This is a genomic window from Streptomyces sp. NPDC005483 (genome assembly GCF_040606035.1).
GTDB lineage: Bacteria > Actinomycetota > Actinomycetes > Streptomycetales > Streptomycetaceae > Streptomyces.
Genome location: NZ_JBEXEA010000017.1, coordinates 43,506 through 58,121 on the forward strand (window position 1 = coordinate 43,506; position 14,616 = coordinate 58,121).

Sequence of the window (14,616 nt, forward strand, 5' to 3'; positions counted from 1 at the left end):
GCCGGGATCCAGCACCCGCAGGGAATCCGGCACCCGCCGGGGATCCAGCACCCCCAGAAAGCCCGACACCCACCAGGGCTCCGCCACCCGCAGAATGCCCGACACCCACCAGGGATCCGCCACCCCGCCGGGATCCAGCACCCGCAGGGAATCCGGCACCCGCCGGGGATCCAGCACCCCCAGAAAGCCCGACACCCACCAGGGCTCCGCCACCCGCAGAAAGCCCGACGCCCACCAGGGATCCAGCACCCGCAGGAAGTCCGACGTCCGCAGGGAGTCCGACACCCCGCCGGGGATCCAACACCCCCAGAAAGCCCGACACCCACCAGGGCTCCAGCGCCCCCGTCCTCGGCAAAAACTTGTGCCCGCGCGAGATGCCTGGCGCACCCGCCCTCCGGGAGCGCGACCCGGCACACCTGCCCTCCGCCAGGGACCTCGAAGCACCTGGCCCTTCCGCCAGGGACCCCTCGAAGCACCTGGCCCTTCCGCCAGGGACCCCTCGAAGCACCTGGCCCTTCCGCCAGGGACCCCTCGAAGCACCTGGCCCTTCCGCCGGGGACCCCGGCCCGCCTGCCCTCCGCAAAGGACCCCGATACATCTGCCCTTCCGCCGGGGACCCCGGCCCGCCTGCCCTCCGCGAGAGACCCGGCGCACCCGCGCTCGCGAGAGACCCGGCGCACCCCCCCTCCCCCAGCGACCCCGGCGCACCCCCTCCCCCAGAAACCCCGGCGCACCCACCCTCCACGAAAGGCCAGCGGCTCCCCGCCCACAGCGCCCCTTGCCCCCAACCTGGCCGGATCCCGAGGGCGACCCCCCGTTTTCGCGGCTTTGTTCGGATTCTCGGGGCCTAATCCCGTTGCCCACACCCGCCCGCATCCGAATGCTGGAATGCTGGACTTGTTCAGCCGTGGACAGGCAGTGGGCTGGGGGGCCGAGAGTCGTGGAGGACAGGGTGCGGGTGGTCATCGCCGAGGATTCAGTGCTGCTGAGGGAGGGCCTGACCCGGTTGCTGACCGACCGTGGGCACGACGTCGTGGCCGGTGTGGGCGACGGGGAGGCACTGATCAAGACGATCGGTGAGCTGGACGCCCAGGGCGAGCTGCCCGACGTCGTGGTCGCCGACGTGCGGATGCCTCCGACGCATACGGACGAAGGCGTGCGAGCCGCCGTACAACTGCGCAAGGCACATCCCGGACTCGGGGTACTCGTACTGTCGCAGTACGTGGAGGAGCGGTACGCCACCGAGTTGCTGGCCGGGTCCAGTCGCGGGGTGGGGTACCTGCTCAAGGACCGGGTCGCGGAGGTGCGTGAGTTCGTGGACGCGGTGGTGCGGGTGGCCGAGGGCGGTACCGCGCTCGACCCCGAGGTGGTCGCTCAGCTGCTGGGCCGGAGCCGGAAGCAGGACGTGCTCGCCCATCTCACTCCTCGGGAGCGGGAGGTCCTGGGACTCATGGCCGAGGGACGCACCAACTCGGCGGTCGCGCGGCAGCTCGTCGTGAGCGACGGAGCCGTGGAGAAGCACGTCAGCAACATCTTCCTGAAGCTCGGGCTGTCTCCGAGCGACGGGGACCACCGTCGGGTGCTCGCGGTGCTCACCTACCTGAACTCATGATCATCTGACACCGTGTCACATATCGGCACGACGGTCGGCGGACGGACCGGAGGGGCCACCGGGACCGAGAACCAAAGAAGGATGAGGGAGCGTCTTCGAGGAAAGCGCCGGGGGGCGGGTAAATCGTGACAAGTCACTGCTTTGTAACGTCGCAAAACCACGTTCATCATGCGAATGGCCGAGGGAAGGCGACCCCCGCGGTCGTAGGGTTGATCCTGGGAAGGCCTGCGGGAAGGCCGCTCCCGAACAGCCGCCTCGAGGGAGGTCCAGTTCAGTGACCAGTCAGGTCAGCAGCCCAGCGGAGCAGGCCGACGAAGCCGTCGTAGGAGAGCAGCGCAAAGAGGCCGGCGTGAAGGACGTCCGCCGCCTCGACCGGGTGATCATTCGTTTCGCGGGCGACTCCGGTGACGGGATGCAGCTCACCGGTGACCGTTTCACCTCGGAGACGGCGTCCTTCGGCAACGACCTGTCCACCCTTCCCAACTTCCCCGCCGAGATCCGGGCCCCTGCCGGAACCCTGCCGGGCGTCTCCTCCTTCCAGCTCCACTTCGCCGACCACGACATCCTCACGCCGGGTGACGCGCCGAACGTGCTCGTGGCCATGAACCCGGCCGCCCTCAAGGCCAACATCGCCGATCTGCCGCGCGGTGCGGAGATCATCGTCAACACGGACGAGTTCACCAAACGGGCGCTGCAGAAAGTGGGGTACGCGGCCTCGCCGCTGGAGGATGGCTCGCTCGACGGTTACAGCCTTCATCCGGTCCCCCTGACCACGCTGACCGTCGAGGCCCTCAAGGATTTCGACCTCAGTCGCAAAGAGGCCGAGCGCAGCAAGAACATGTTCGCGCTCGGCCTCTTGTCGTGGATGTACCACCGGCCCACCGAGGGCACGGAGAAGTTCCTGCGGACGAAGTTCGCGAAGAAGCCGGAGATCGCCGAGGCGAACCTGGCGGCGTACCGGGCGGGCTGGAACTTCGGCGAGACGACCGAGGATTTCGCCGTCTCCTACGAGATCGCGCCCGCCACAAAGGCCTTCCCGGTCGGCACCTACCGCAATATCTCCGGGAACCTCGCCCTGTCCTACGGACTGGTCGCCGCGTCCCGCCAGGCGGACCTGCCGCTGTTCCTGGGCTCGTACCCGATCACCCCGGCCTCGGACATCCTGCACGAGCTGAGCAAGCACAAGAACTTCGGGGTACGGACCTTCCAGGCCGAGGACGAGATCGCCGGCATCGGCGCGGCACTGGGCGCGGCCTTCGGCGGCTCACTCGCGGTGACGACGACCTCGGGGCCCGGCGTGGCCCTGAAGTCGGAGACCATCGGCCTCGCGGTCTCGCTGGAGCTGCCGCTCCTCGTGATCGACATCCAGAGAGGCGGGCCGTCCACCGGTCTGCCCACCAAGACCGAGCAGGCGGACCTGCTGCAGGCGATGTTCGGGCGCAACGGCGAGGCGCCCGTGCCGATCGTCGCCCCCCGCACCCCGGCCGACTGCTTCGACGCGGCACTGGAGGCGGCCCGGATCGCGCTGACGTACCGCACGCCGGTGATGCTGCTCTCCGACGGCTACCTCGCCAACGGCTCCGAGCCCTGGCGCATCCCTGAGATCGACGAACTCCCGGACCTGACCGTGCAGTTCGCGCAGGGCCCGAACCACACCCTGGACGACGGCACCGAGGTCTTCTGGCCCTACAAGCGCGACCCGCAGACCCTCGCCCGCCCCTGGGCCGTCCCCGGCACGCCCGGCCTCGAACACCGCATCGGCGGCATCGAGAAGGAGGACGGAAGCGGGAACATCTCCTACTCCCCGGCCAACCACGACTTCATGGTCCGTACCCGACAGGCCAAGATCGACGGGATCGACGTACCGGATCTGGAAGTGGACGATCCGCACGAGGCACGCACGCTGGTGCTGGGGTGGGGATCGACGTACGGCCCCATCACGGCGGCGGTACGACGTCTGCGCACGGCCGGCGAGTCGATCGCGCAGGCCCATCTGCGCCACCTCAACCCCTTCCCGCGCAACCTGGGCGCGGTGCTGAAGGCGTACGACAAGGTCGTCATCCCGGAGATGAACCTCGGGCAGCTCGCCACGCTGGTCCGGGCGAAGTACCTGGTCGACGCGCACAGCTACAACCAGGTCAACGGCATGCCGTTCAAGGCCGAACAGCTCGCCACGGCTCTCAAGGAGGCCATCGATGGCTGAGACGTCCACGGAAGGCACGGGCGCGATCGAGGCACTCTCGCTCGTCCCCAAGGCCGAGGCGCGCCAGAGCATGAAGGACTTCAAGAGCGACCAGGAAGTCCGCTGGTGCCCCGGCTGCGGTGACTACGCGATCCTGGCCGCCGTGCAGGGCTTCATGCCGGAGCTGGGGCTGGCCAAGGAGAACATCGTCTTCGTCTCGGGGATCGGCTGCTCGTCGCGGTTCCCGTACTACATGAACACGTACGGCATGCACTCCATCCACGGGCGGGCACCGGCGATCGCGACGGGCCTCGCGGCCTCGCGCCGGGATCTGTCGGTGTGGGTGGTCACGGGTGACGGAGACGCCCTCTCCATCGGCGGCAACCACCTGATCCACGCGCTGCGCCGCAACGTCAACCTCAAGATCCTGCTGTTCAACAACCGGATCTACGGGCTGACCAAGGGCCAGTACTCCCCCACGTCCGAGGTCGGCAAGATCACGAAGTCGACGCCGATGGGCTCGCTGGACGCCCCCTTCAACCCGGTGTCACTCGCCATCGGCGCGGAGGCGTCCTTCGTGGCGCGGACGGTGGACTCGGACCGCAAGCACCTCACCTCGGTCCTGCGGGAGGCGGCCGCCCACCCCGGCACCGCGCTGATCGAGATCTACCAGAACTGCAACATCTTCAACGACGGCGCCTTCGAGGCCCTCAAGGACAAGCAGCAGGCCGAGGAGGCGGTGATCCGCCTGGAACACGGGCAGCCGATCCGCTTCGGGGCCGACCTGTCCAAGGGGGTCGTGCGGGACGTGGCGACGGGTGACCTGAAGGTGGTGCCGGTGACGCCGTCGAACGAGTCGCAGATCCTCGTCCACGACGCGCATTCGCCGTCCCCGACGACAGCCTTCGCCTTGTCCCGCCTGGCCGACCCGGACACCCTCCACCACACCCCGATCGGGGTGTTCCGGTCGGTGGACCGTCCGGTGTACGACACACAGATGGCGGACCAGCTGGACGCGGCGATCGAGCAGAACGGCAAGGGGGATCTGGGGGCGTTGCTGGCGGGCGGGGACACCTGGACCGTGGTGGGCTGACAGGGACAAAACACCGAGGGCCCGGGTACAGCACGGCATCCGGGCCCTCTGCGCGTCATGTGGTGAGGTCACGTGCTTGGCGCGAATGAGCGAAAAGTGGCAGTGACGTCAGTGCCGATGACAGCGGAGTTGTCGTCGCTCAGCTCGAGCAGGTCCGGTCAGATCGGGCCACGCTTCGGGCACGCCACCCCTGGACCTCTCAATCGTCCGGACCTACGACCCACCATTCTTCGAGGTCTTCGGGACGTTCGTCCATGATGGCGTCGACGGCCCGGCCGACCCGGGCCTCGAAGGATTCCGGAGCCAAGCAACTGCGCGCGGCTGCTGTGCGTTCCCAGTACTCCGCGAAGTTCGGACTACGGCGAAGGATCTTCAAGTCCCCCAGGAGTGCGCTCCGGTCGATGGATCCGATCTGGTGAGCCAGCAGAATAAGCCCGTACTGTGCGTTCGCGTTGAGCATCTGGCGACGTTTCTCATCGGGCAGGTTGGCATATTCGCCCGTGCTCAGCGAGTCCGCGAGCACCGGATCGTCGATCGCGCGATCCAAGCGCTTGAGGAAGAAGCCTCGCAGCTGGATCAAGTTCGCCCGGTGCAGTTCCGTCGCAACCCTGTCGTATCCGTCCGCCATACGACCAAGCTGCTGGATGAGCGATTGGAGCAGCTCCTGCAACAACTTTTCTTGGCTTGGCACGGTCATGCCCCACCCCGATCCGACGAGTGCCAACGCATCCCGCCTCCAGCGTGCAAGCCGGAGCGGGAAGCGGAAAGGGGGTGCGTCAACCGTCGTACCCGCGCAAGCTGAGGGCCCGGATACCATGTGCCTCAGGCAAAGCACCCAGACCCTCACTTTTCACGCGTCGGGGATATCCCTCTTGGCACGCAGGAGCGTGTCGCGGGTGATGACGACAATGCGTTCGTAGTCGGCTCGGGAGGCGTCCGCCGGAAGCAACGCGTCCAGCTCCTCGGTCCGGTCGGTGCCGATCACTGCGAAGTCACCGTCGCTCAATTCGAAGAGGTCCGGGCATGACTCGCCCGTCACCGATCCTCGCTGGCAGGGCGGGTCCCCGAGGCGGCGAGTGATGTGACCGGACCGGAACTCTTTGCTTGGCACTGAGGTGACCTCTTCCTAACAGGCCCCAACTCTGGGCCCCTCAGCCCCAAACGAAAAACCCTACCCCAAGGCACGCGGAATCATCCGGCTGGACTGTCTGCTCCCATACCGACAACCCACCACTCGTCAGGGTCCTCGGCGAGTTCCTCCAGGATCACGTCAACCGCCTTCCCCACCTTCGCCTCAAGGGTCCCCTTTGGAAGACTCCGGCGGTGCTCGACCGTCATCTCCCAGTACTCCTTGAACACGCGGTTCCGGGCCAAGATGCGCAAGTGGCCGATCAGTTCGTTCCAGCCGTAGACGCCGATGCGGTGCCCCAGCAGAACCGCGCCGTACTCACGGTTGGCGAACAACACTTGCCGCCGCTTGGCGTCCGTAAGGCTGTCGAGCGTGCTCATGGCTGCTGCCAGCGCAGGGTCCGCCATAGCGTGGTCCACCTGCGCCGCGACGATGCGGTGATGCTGTATCAGGTTGGCGTTCCGGATCTCCTCGGCGAGGCGGGTGACCTCACGTAGCAGTTCCAGGGCTAGCTCTTCTTGGCGCCGACGCCAGGCTCGTCGCGGGTAGGGGGTGCGCACCCGGCCGGTCCTCGCCCTCGCTGCAGAACCGATACTGCGCGCATCCGGATTCTGTGTGGCCAATGCGAACCCCCGGGTCAGGCGTCCGGCTGCCGGTAGGTGGTCTCGTGGGCGGCACGAGGACCGGCGCGCGGGTGGGCACATTGCCCCGCCCCCAGGATGCCGGGCGACTCAAGTCGGCGCGGGAGGCGGAGAGGGGGCGCATGGGTTCATGCCAGCTAACGCCCTGACATGTATGTGCCCAGCACGCGCCGTCCGCATTCGTACAGTGAGCCCGCTACACCCGCATCAATCCTGCTCAGAGCCCCTCTTCCGCGCGTCATACCCCTCCCGCGCCTCCTGCACCGCCCCCATCCTCCGCGCGGTCCACTCCGCCAGGCCCCGTACCTGTTCCGCTGCCTCCCGGCCCAGGTCGGTCAGGGAGTAGTCCACCCGTGGGGGGATCACCGGCTTGGCGTCGCGGTGGAGCAGGCCGTCGCGCTCCAGGGTCTGGAGGGTCTGGGTCAGCATCTTCTCGCTCACCCGGCCGATCGCCCGGCGGAGTTCGCTGAAGCGGTGCGGGCGGTCGAGGAGGTGGATCAGGACCAGAACGCCCCAGCGGCTCGTCACGTGTTCCAGGACGAGACGGTGGGGGCACATCGCCTCGCCCGTCGCCGCCTCCGGGAGGATCTGTTCAGTACTTACCGTCATGCCAGTACCTTACTTCAAAGTGGGTACTTTCGCAGAGTTAGCGCATCCCCTATGGTTAGTACCACCGCACCCCACAAGGAGATCGCACATCATGAGCATCGTCGTCACCGGAGCCACTGGACACCTCGGCCGTCACGTCGTCGAGCAGCTGCTGGAGAAGGTTCCGGCCGAGCAGATCACGGCCGTCGTCCGCACCCCGGAGAAGGCCGCCGACTTCGCGGCGAAGGGCGTGCGGATAGCCGTCGCCGACTACAACAGCCCCGAGACCTTCGGCAGCGTCTTCGCGGCCGGCGACAAGGTGCTGCTGATCTCCGGCAACGAGTTCGACAAGGGCCGCCCCGCCCAGCACCAGGTCGTCATCGACGCCGCCAAGGCCGCGGGCGTGGCGCTCCTCGCCTACACCAGCGCCCCCGGCACCCTGACCGCCGCGCTCGCCGACGACCACCGGGCCACCGAGAAGGCGCTGCTCGCCTCCGGCCTGCCCTACTCGCTGCTGCGCAACGGCTGGTACAACGAGAACTACACCGAGAACCTCGCCCCCGTCCTGGAGTACAACGCGGTCGTCCAGGCCGCCGGTGACGGCCGTGTCTCCACCGCCTCGCGCGCCGACTACGCGGCCGCCGCCGTCGCCGTACTGACCGGTGAGGGGCACGAGAACACGACGTACGAGCTCGGCGGCGACGAGCCCTGGGGCTTCGCCGAGTACGCGGCCGAGCTCAGCAAGCAGACCGGCAAGGAGATCGCCTACAACGCCGTCCCGGTCGAGGCCTACATCGAGATCCTGACCGGTGCCGGGCTGCCCGCCCCCTTCGCCGCGATCCTCGCCGGTGTCGACGCCTCCATCGAGAAGGGCGAGCTGGTCGTCACCTCCGGCGACCTGGCCCGGCTCACCGGCCGTCCGGCCACCCCGATCGCCGCGTCGATCGAGGCCGCGCTCAAGGGCTGACTCTCCGCCGACCACTCCCCCGGCGTGCCCTCGGGCGCTGCACCCCCGGCTGTCATGACCGTATAGCGATACGGGCATGACAGTCGGGGGTGCTCGGCGTTACCTTCGTGCGGGCGAGGACAGTGCGAGGAGGAGAGTCCGTGAAGTCGAGGGGCGAGCGGCACATAGGTCTGCTGAACGGCTTCGCCGCGTACGGGATGTGGGGGCTCGTCCCGCTGTTCTGGCCGCTGCTCAAGCCCGCCGGGGCCGCGGAGATCCTCGCCCACCGGATGGTGTGGTCGCTCGTCTTCGTCGCCGCCGCGCTGGTCTTCGTACGGCGTTGGGCCTGGGCCGGGGAGCTGCTGCGGCAGCCGCGCAGGCTGGCACTCGTCACCGTGGCCGCCGCCGTCATCACCGTGAACTGGGGCGTCTACATCTGGGCCGTCAACAGCGGTCATGTGGTCGAGGCCTCGCTCGGGTACTTCATCAACCCGCTGGTCACCATCGCGATGGGGGTGCTGCTGCTCAAGGAGCGGCTGCGGCGTGTGCAGTGGCTGGCGGTCGGGGTCGGCGCGGCCGCGGTGGTCGTGCTCACCGTCGGCTACGGGCGGCCGCCGTGGATCTCCCTCACCCTCGCCTTCTCCTTCGCCACGTACGGCCTGGTCAAGAAGAAGGTGAACCTCGGCGGGGTCGAGTCGCTGGCCGCCGAGACCGCGATCCAGTTCCTGCCCGCGCTCGGGTATCTGCTGTGGCTCAGCCACCAGGGTGACCTCAGCTTCAGGGCCGAGGGGCCGGGGCACGCGGCGCTGCTCGCCTCGACCGGCGTCGTCACCGCGCTCCCGCTGGTCTGCTTCGGCGCCGCGGCGATCCGGGTGCCGCTGTCCACGCTGGGGCTGCTGCAGTACCTGGCCCCGGTCTTCCAGTTCCTGCTCGGCATCTTCTACTTCCACGAGGCCATGCCTCCCGAGCGCTGGGCCGGGTTCGCGCTGGTCTGGCTGGCGTTGACGCTGCTCACCTGGAACGCCCTGCGCACCGCGCGGACGCTCAGGCGGGAGACCGGCAGGCCCGGCACCACCCTGACCACGGGCACGGTCGGCGCCGTACGGAAGGCGGAGAGCCTGGCTTCGGGTCCGGAGCCGCTGGACTTCCCTGTGCCCAGGCCGTAGACGCCGTCACCGCCGAGATCCGGGTCGCCGAGCCGAACTGGTCGCCGTGTGGTCCCCCCGTCGTCGCCCTGCCGGAGAACCGGCGGTGCGCTTCACCGAATCGCGCTGGAGCCGACGGCCTCGACCGGCGTACGACCTGCCCCCGATCCATGGCACCCTGCGCGCGATGATCCGCTCGCCGGCGACCCGGACCGAGGCGCCGAGGGAGTGTGGGCGGGGACGCTGTCAGTGGTCGCCGCTATAAGTGACGGTATGACACCCGTGCACTGGAAAGTCGTGATCGACGCCGAGGACCCGCACGCCCAGGCCGACTTCTGGGCCGCCGCACTGCATTACGAGACCGAGGACAACGACGCCCTGATCCAGCGGCTGCTGGAGCTCGGCGCGCTGCCGCGCGAGGCCACCGTCGAGTATCACGCCCGGCTGGCCTTCCGGGACCTGGTCGCCGTACGGCATCCGGACGACCCGTACGACAAGGACAGCGGGACGGGGCTCGGGCGGCGGCTGCTGTTCCAGCGGGTGCCGGAGCCGAAGACCGTCAAGAACCGGCTCCACCTCGACCTGCACCCCGGGGAGGGCACACGCGCGGCGGAGGTGGAGCGGCTGACGGGGCTCGGGGCGAGCGTGCTGCGCGAGGTGAGCGAACCGTCGGGGGCGTGGGTGGTGATGGCGGATCCGGAAGGGAACGAATTCTGCGTCCACTGATCCCCGGCCGATCCCTTCTGATCTCCGGTTGATCGCTTGCGGTCCGGTATACGAACACCCCTGACCGGATTCCGCCCTTGACGGTAAGTCAACCTCAGCTTCACCATCCAGGCACCCATTCGCTGTGGAATCCCTGTGCCTTCAGGGATTCCCACGGAATTCGGAGCCCCCCCACATGAAGCTCTCGGTTCCCGGACGCGTCACGGCCACCGCCGTCGTCGCCACCGTCTCCCTCCTGACCGGCGGATCCATAGCCGGCGCGGCCCCCGCGGGACAGCCCGCGGTGGCCGCGGCCCCGGACATCCCGGTGGCCAACGTGAAGGCGCATCTGACCCAGCTCCAGTCCATCGCCACCGCCAACGGCGGCAACCGCGCGCACGGCCGCACCGGCTACAAGGCCTCGCTCGACTATGTGAAGGCCAAGCTGGACGCCGCCGGGTTCACCACGACGACCCAGCAGTTCACGTCCTCCGGCCGCACCGGCTACAACCTGGTCGCGGACTGGCCGGGCGGCGACACCAACCAGGTGATCATGTCCGGCTCGCACCTCGACAGCGTGACGGCGGGCGCGGGCATCAACGACAACGGCTCCGGTTCGGCGGCCGTCCTGGAGACCGCGCTCGCCGTGTCCCGGGCCGGCTACCACCCCACCAAGCATCTGAGATTCGCGTGGTGGGGCGCGGAGGAACTGGGCATGGTCGGGTCGAAGTACTACGTCAACAGCCTGTCCACGGCGAACCGTTCACGGATCAGCGGCTATCTCAACTTCGACATGATCGGCTCGCCGAACCCCGGCTACTTCGTCTACGACGACGACCCGGCCATCGAGAAGACCTTCAAGGCGTACTACGCCGGCCTCGGCGTCCCGACCGAGATCGAGACCGAGGGCGACGGCCGCTCCGACCACGCGCCGTTCAAGAACGCGGGCGTGCCGGTGGGCGGGCTGTTCAGCGGGGCCGACTACGTCAAGACGGCGGCGCAGGCGGCCAAGTGGGGCGGTACCTCGGGGCTGGCCTTCGACCGCTGCTACCACGCGTCGTGCGACACCGCGGCCAACATCGACGACACGGCCCTGGACCGCAACAGTGACGCGGTGGCGTACGCGGTGTGGGAGCTGTCGCGGTAACGCGCCTTCTCCTGGGCTACCCCTCGGCGTTCCGGGCGCGTTCCGCGAGGCGGAGCATCCGGGCGCGAGCCGACTCCAGCTTGTCGGGGTCCTCGGCCGCCGGACCCTCTCCGGCGGCCAGGTCCGTCCACAGGGTGAGCAGATCACGCCCCAGGGCCAGGCCCCGCAGCGGATCCCGTACGGCCTTCCACGCGGTGGCCGCGCTCTGCACGTTGCCGTAGGCCGCCTCGGTGTCTCCGGCGCGGTGGTGGATGCCGGCCAGGTCGAGGGAGATCTCCGCGGCCTGGACCGGCTCGCCGCCCAAGTAGGCGATGTAGGCGGCGAGTTCGCGCACCCGCAGTACGTCAGGATGTTCGGCGCCCAGGGTCTCGGACGCCTCGCCGACGACCCGCTCCGCCAACTCCGCGGCCGCGTCCGTCTGCCCCTCCCGCACCGCCTCGCTGATCCGCCCGACCGGTTCCGCGAGCACCGCGCTCTCGTCGACCACCAGCCCCTCCCCCAGGACGGCTTCGGCCACGGCGTCGAACCCTCGTACGGGCGTCGGCTGGGGACCGGGATCGTCCAGGAGGGGGACCGGGTCGATGAGGGGGGCGGCGGGCCGCGGCGCGGGCGAGGCCGACGGAAGCGGCTGGGGCACGACGGCGGCGAAACCGGCCGTCGGCAGGGGCAGGGGCTCGGGAACGGGTCCGGGGCCGGGGGGCGGAGCCTGAGGGGCCGGCGCAGCGGCACTCGACGGCGGCGGGACAGGCGTACGAGCCGGTCCGGACCGCGGCGCGGTCGGCGTCGGGGCCGGGCGGGTCTGTGGCAGGGGCCTGGGCGAGTAGGCGAGGTCGGTCGGTGACAGCGGGGCCGGGGCGGAGGCCGGGCTCACGTCCATCACGGGTGGTGGGCCGAACTCACCCTTCGGGGGTACGGCCGTCCCCGGGGCCGGAGCCCGAGCCGGGCCGGTGGCCTGAGGGTCCGGCAGCTGTCGTAGGACCTGGGTCGGGAACGGTTCGGCGTCCGCCGGCTGCGGCTCGGGCAGGTCCTGCGGCCGGAAGGTGGGGGCCTGGTCGTCCCGCGCGGGCTCGTCGAGCTGGGCGGAGGCCGCGGACGGCCAGGGCGACGTTGCCGGCTCCTCGCCCGCGTCGGACGGCAGCGGCCAGTCTCCCTGCTCAGGCGTGATCGCCGTGGGCGCTCCCTGCCCGGCGGCACGGTCTCGCGACGCCCCCTCCGGCGGCGCCATCCGTACCGGCTCCGCGGTGAAGCGGCTGGAGCCGTCCGTGGTGACTTCCAGGGGGACCACATAGCCGATGCGGGCGTCGTGGATCGTGGCGTGGACGGGGTGGCCGCTGGTCAGGGCGAGCTGGTGGAGGTGGGTCAGGACGGTCCGGTGGAGGTCCTCGCCGGGCGGCGCGGTGACCGCTGCTCCGGCCACCGTCGCGGACTCACCCGTCAGGGGGACGCGGACGTCGATCGGGGTGGCCCCCCGCTGCTGGTCGCGCTTCTTTTCGCGGCTGAGTCGAGACATCTCATCCCTCACGGTCGTGCACGTACTGTCGAGTCTCTCCGCTCGCCTCCGGTTCTCACGTCACCGTGATGTCACAGGCCTGTTCCAGGAGGGGGAGGGCGGGTGGGATGGCAGGGTCGGGGCGCGGACAGGCGACCGACGCGTGGCGAGAGGCAGAGAGTGTGCAGCAGGGGCCGGAGATCTGGATCCGCGGGCCGGTGGCCCCGACCGGGAGGCGGTTCGCGTGGGTGGGCACGCACGGCGGCGCCGGCGTCTCCACCCTGGCCGCCGTCTACGGCGGTCATGACAGCGGACGCGACTGGCCCGGCCCCGACGCCCCGGCCTCCGTTCTGCTCGTCGCCCGTACCCACGCCTCGGGCCTGCTCGCCGCCCGGCGCACCCTGGAACTCTTCCGGCGCGGGGAGCACCCGCAGGGGCTCGACCTCGACGCCGTCGTCCTCGTCGCGGACGCCCCCGGCCGGCTCCCGCGCCCGCTCGCCCGGCAGGTCAGGGAGATCGAGTCCACGGTCGACGTGTACCGCGTTCCGTGGGTCCCCGCGTGGCGCCTGGGCGAACTGAACCGGACCCCGCCCCGGGGAACCGAGGCACTGGTCCGGCTCACGCGGGCCACCGCTCCATGACGACCACCGCTCCATGACGGCCACCGACACATGACGGCAGCCGACTCCCTCTCCGCCGTGGACCTGGCTTCGACGGTGCGTGCGCGCTCGCTGCGGGCCGTGGACGTGGTCGCCGCCGCCCTGGAGCGGATCCGGCGCGTGGATCCGGAGCTGTGCGCGTTCGTCGAGGTGTGGGAGGAGGAGGGGCTGCGGCGGGCACGCGAGATCGACCTCCGCGTCGACGCGGGTGAGCGGCTGCCGCTCGCCGGGGTGCCGATCGGGGTGAAGGGGCGGCACGGGTTGCGCGGTGCGGCACCGCTCCTCGCGGCCGGATGCGTACCCGTCGGCGCGACCTCCGTGCCCGGTCCCGGAACTCCCTGGCAGACCTGGGGGCTCGGCGCTCACGGCCGTACCGTCAACCCCTGGCGTGCCGACCGCACCCCGGGCGGTTCCTCGGCGGGCTCGGCGGCCGCGGTGGCCGCGGGCCTCGTCCCGATGGCGACGGGAAGCGACGGGGCGGGGTCGGTACGGATCCCGGCGGCGTGGTGCGGGGTGATCGGCCTGAAGACGACGAACTCCGGCCGCGGGGGCCAACCCGGGGGCGGGGGCGCCGAGTACCCGGGCAGCCACACCGGCACCGGTAGCGACACCGATCCCACCCGAGCTGCCTCCCCCCGCCCTGGACTCACCGCCCCCGGCATCCTGGTCCGCCACGCCGCCGACGCGACCGCCTACTGGCGCGCGGTCTCCGGCGACGACGACGGCCACCGCGACCGCACCGGACCTCCCGCCACCGCACCCGTCACCGTCCTCTGGTCCCCCGATCTCGGTTTCGCCGACCCCGACCCCGGGATCGTCCGGATCGCCCGCGCGGCGGTAGGGCGGCTGGCCGATTCCGGGATCGTACGGCCGGCTCGGCCCCGCACCCCTCCCCGCCTGCACGACCCCGCCCCCGCCTGGCTCGCCCTGCGCACCCCGGGCTCCGACCTGCGGGACGCCGAGCGGATCCGGGCCGCCAACGACCGCCTGCTCGACGAGATCTTCGCCGGCGCCGACCTCTTGCTGACGCCCACGACCCCCTGCCCGCCGCACGGCCACGAAGGGCCGGGCGACCGCTACTCCACCGCTCTCACCTGGGCGTTCAACCTCAGCGGTCACCCGGCGCTCAGTCTCCCGGCCGGCCTCGGCCCCGACGGCTGCCCAGTGGGACTCCAGCTCGTGGCCCGGCACGGCGGCGAGGCACTGCTGCTGGAGGTGGCACGGGCGGGAGCGGCGGCACAGGCTTGCGCCTGAGGCTTCCCTGGACAGATACTTGCGTG

At 70.3% G+C, this 14,616-nt stretch carries 14 protein-coding genes and 1 pseudogene; 9 read left to right on the plus strand and 6 right to left on the minus strand.

Going from position 1 to position 14,616, the window contains the following annotated elements; translation table 11 throughout:
* A pseudogene (locus ABZT06_RS29695) lies at positions 1–285 on the minus strand (hypothetical protein); the annotation flags it as partial.
* Positions 286–952: 667 nt separating this feature from the next.
* On the opposite strand from ABZT06_RS29695, the gene ABZT06_RS29700 reads away from it, so the two are divergent.
* The 3 genes from ABZT06_RS29700 (at position 953) to ABZT06_RS29710 (ending at position 4,887) form a co-directional block, all read left to right on the plus strand.
* Positions 953–1,612: a response regulator transcription factor gene (locus tag ABZT06_RS29700; protein ID WP_277922183.1), complete on the plus strand. Its 660-nt coding sequence runs from the start codon at positions 953–955 to the stop codon at positions 1,610–1,612.
* A gap of 274 nt (positions 1,613–1,886) precedes the next feature.
* On the plus strand, positions 1,887–3,815 hold the full coding sequence (locus ABZT06_RS29705) for a 2-oxoacid:acceptor oxidoreductase subunit alpha (RefSeq protein ID WP_355747500.1): 1,929 nt from the start codon (positions 1,887–1,889) through the stop codon (positions 3,813–3,815).
* Positions 3,808–4,887 (plus strand): 2-oxoacid:ferredoxin oxidoreductase subunit beta, encoded by a 1,080-nt coding sequence (locus ABZT06_RS29710; protein ID WP_355747503.1) that lies wholly within the window; start codon positions 3,808–3,810, stop codon positions 4,885–4,887. The genes ABZT06_RS29705 and ABZT06_RS29710 overlap by 8 nt, the downstream gene beginning before the upstream one ends.
* A gap of 199 nt (positions 4,888–5,086) precedes the next feature.
* Here ABZT06_RS29710 and ABZT06_RS29715 read toward each other — a convergent pair whose 3' ends face one another.
* The 4 genes from ABZT06_RS29715 to ABZT06_RS29730 form a co-directional block, all read right to left on the minus strand.
* A complete protein-coding gene (locus tag ABZT06_RS29715; protein WP_355747506.1) occupies positions 5,087–5,584 on the minus strand; it encodes a DUF6082 family protein in 498 nt (165 codons plus the stop codon).
* Positions 5,585–5,737: 153 nt separating this feature from the next.
* Entirely contained in the window at positions 5,738–5,968 is a 231-nt protein-coding gene (locus ABZT06_RS29720; RefSeq protein WP_355747983.1) for a hypothetical protein, read from the minus strand.
* Between the two features lie 110 nt (positions 5,969–6,078).
* Positions 6,079–6,576, minus strand: a complete 498-nt coding sequence (locus ABZT06_RS29725) for a DUF6082 family protein (RefSeq protein ID WP_355747509.1) — start codon at positions 6,574–6,576, stop codon at positions 6,079–6,081.
* A 288-nt stretch (positions 6,577–6,864) separates the two neighbouring features.
* On the minus strand, positions 6,865–7,266 hold the full coding sequence (locus ABZT06_RS29730; protein ID WP_355747512.1) for a helix-turn-helix domain-containing protein: 402 nt from the start codon (positions 7,264–7,266) through the stop codon (positions 6,865–6,867).
* Positions 7,267–7,357: 91 nt separating this feature from the next.
* Here ABZT06_RS29730 and ABZT06_RS29735 point away from each other — a divergent pair, with 91 nt between their 5' ends.
* The 4 genes from ABZT06_RS29735 (at position 7,358) to ABZT06_RS29750 (ending at position 11,188) form a co-directional block, all read left to right on the plus strand.
* Positions 7,358–8,212 carry an SDR family oxidoreductase gene (locus ABZT06_RS29735; RefSeq protein ID WP_355747515.1) on the plus strand — a complete coding sequence of 285 codons (855 nt, stop codon included), beginning with the start codon at positions 7,358–7,360 and terminating at the stop codon, positions 8,210–8,212.
* 197 nt (positions 8,213–8,409) lie between these two features.
* Positions 8,410–9,357 (plus strand): EamA family transporter RarD, encoded by a 948-nt coding sequence (gene rarD / locus ABZT06_RS29740; RefSeq protein WP_355747986.1) that lies wholly within the window; start codon positions 8,410–8,412, stop codon positions 9,355–9,357.
* A gap of 252 nt (positions 9,358–9,609) precedes the next feature.
* Positions 9,610–10,062: a VOC family protein gene (locus ABZT06_RS29745; RefSeq protein WP_355747519.1), complete on the plus strand. Its 453-nt coding sequence runs from the start codon at positions 9,610–9,612 to the stop codon at positions 10,060–10,062.
* A 175-nt stretch (positions 10,063–10,237) separates the two neighbouring features.
* Positions 10,238–11,188: a M28 family metallopeptidase gene (locus ABZT06_RS29750; RefSeq protein WP_355747522.1), complete on the plus strand. Its 951-nt coding sequence runs from the start codon at positions 10,238–10,240 to the stop codon at positions 11,186–11,188.
* Positions 11,189–11,204: 16 nt separating this feature from the next.
* On the opposite strand, the gene ABZT06_RS29755 is transcribed toward ABZT06_RS29750, so the two are convergent.
* Entirely contained in the window at positions 11,205–12,698 is a 1,494-nt protein-coding gene (locus tag ABZT06_RS29755; RefSeq protein WP_355747524.1) for a hypothetical protein, read from the minus strand.
* A 107-nt stretch (positions 12,699–12,805) separates the two neighbouring features.
* Here ABZT06_RS29755 and ABZT06_RS29760 point away from each other — a divergent pair, with 107 nt between their 5' ends.
* Together ABZT06_RS29760 and ABZT06_RS29765 are read left to right on the plus strand one after the other, a co-directional pair.
* A complete protein-coding gene (locus ABZT06_RS29760) occupies positions 12,806–13,318 on the plus strand; it encodes a DUF6668 family protein (RefSeq protein WP_355747527.1) in 513 nt (170 codons plus the stop codon).
* A gap of 30 nt (positions 13,319–13,348) precedes the next feature.
* On the plus strand, positions 13,349–14,590 hold the full coding sequence (locus ABZT06_RS29765) for an amidase (RefSeq protein ID WP_355747530.1): 1,242 nt from the start codon (positions 13,349–13,351) through the stop codon (positions 14,588–14,590).
* Positions 14,591–14,616 lie beyond the last annotated feature (26 nt).

Excerpts from the sequence above, each read along its gene's own strand:
- ABZT06_RS29755 (WP_355747524.1), bottom strand. The coding sequence starts at position 12,698 with ATGTCTCGACTCAGCCGCGAAAAGAAGCGCGACCAGCAGCGGGGGGCC.
- ABZT06_RS29760 (WP_355747527.1), top strand. The coding sequence starts at position 12,806 with ATGGCAGGGTCGGGGCGCGGACAGGCGACCGACGCGTGGCGAGAGGCA.
- rarD (WP_355747986.1), top strand. The coding sequence starts at position 8,410 with ATGTGGGGGCTCGTCCCGCTGTTCTGGCCGCTGCTCAAGCCCGCCGGG.
- ABZT06_RS29745 (WP_355747519.1), top strand. The coding sequence starts at position 9,610 with ATGACACCCGTGCACTGGAAAGTCGTGATCGACGCCGAGGACCCGCAC.
- ABZT06_RS29765 (WP_355747530.1), top strand. The coding sequence starts at position 13,349 with ATGACGGCAGCCGACTCCCTCTCCGCCGTGGACCTGGCTTCGACGGTG.
- ABZT06_RS29715 (WP_355747506.1), bottom strand. The coding sequence starts at position 5,584 with ATGACCGTGCCAAGCCAAGAAAAGTTGTTGCAGGAGCTGCTCCAATCG.
- ABZT06_RS29735 (WP_355747515.1), top strand. The coding sequence starts at position 7,358 with ATGAGCATCGTCGTCACCGGAGCCACTGGACACCTCGGCCGTCACGTC.
- ABZT06_RS29710 (WP_355747503.1), top strand. The coding sequence starts at position 3,808 with ATGGCTGAGACGTCCACGGAAGGCACGGGCGCGATCGAGGCACTCTCG.
- ABZT06_RS29750 (WP_355747522.1), top strand. The coding sequence starts at position 10,238 with ATGAAGCTCTCGGTTCCCGGACGCGTCACGGCCACCGCCGTCGTCGCC.
- ABZT06_RS29730 (WP_355747512.1), bottom strand. The coding sequence starts at position 7,266 with ATGACGGTAAGTACTGAACAGATCCTCCCGGAGGCGGCGACGGGCGAG.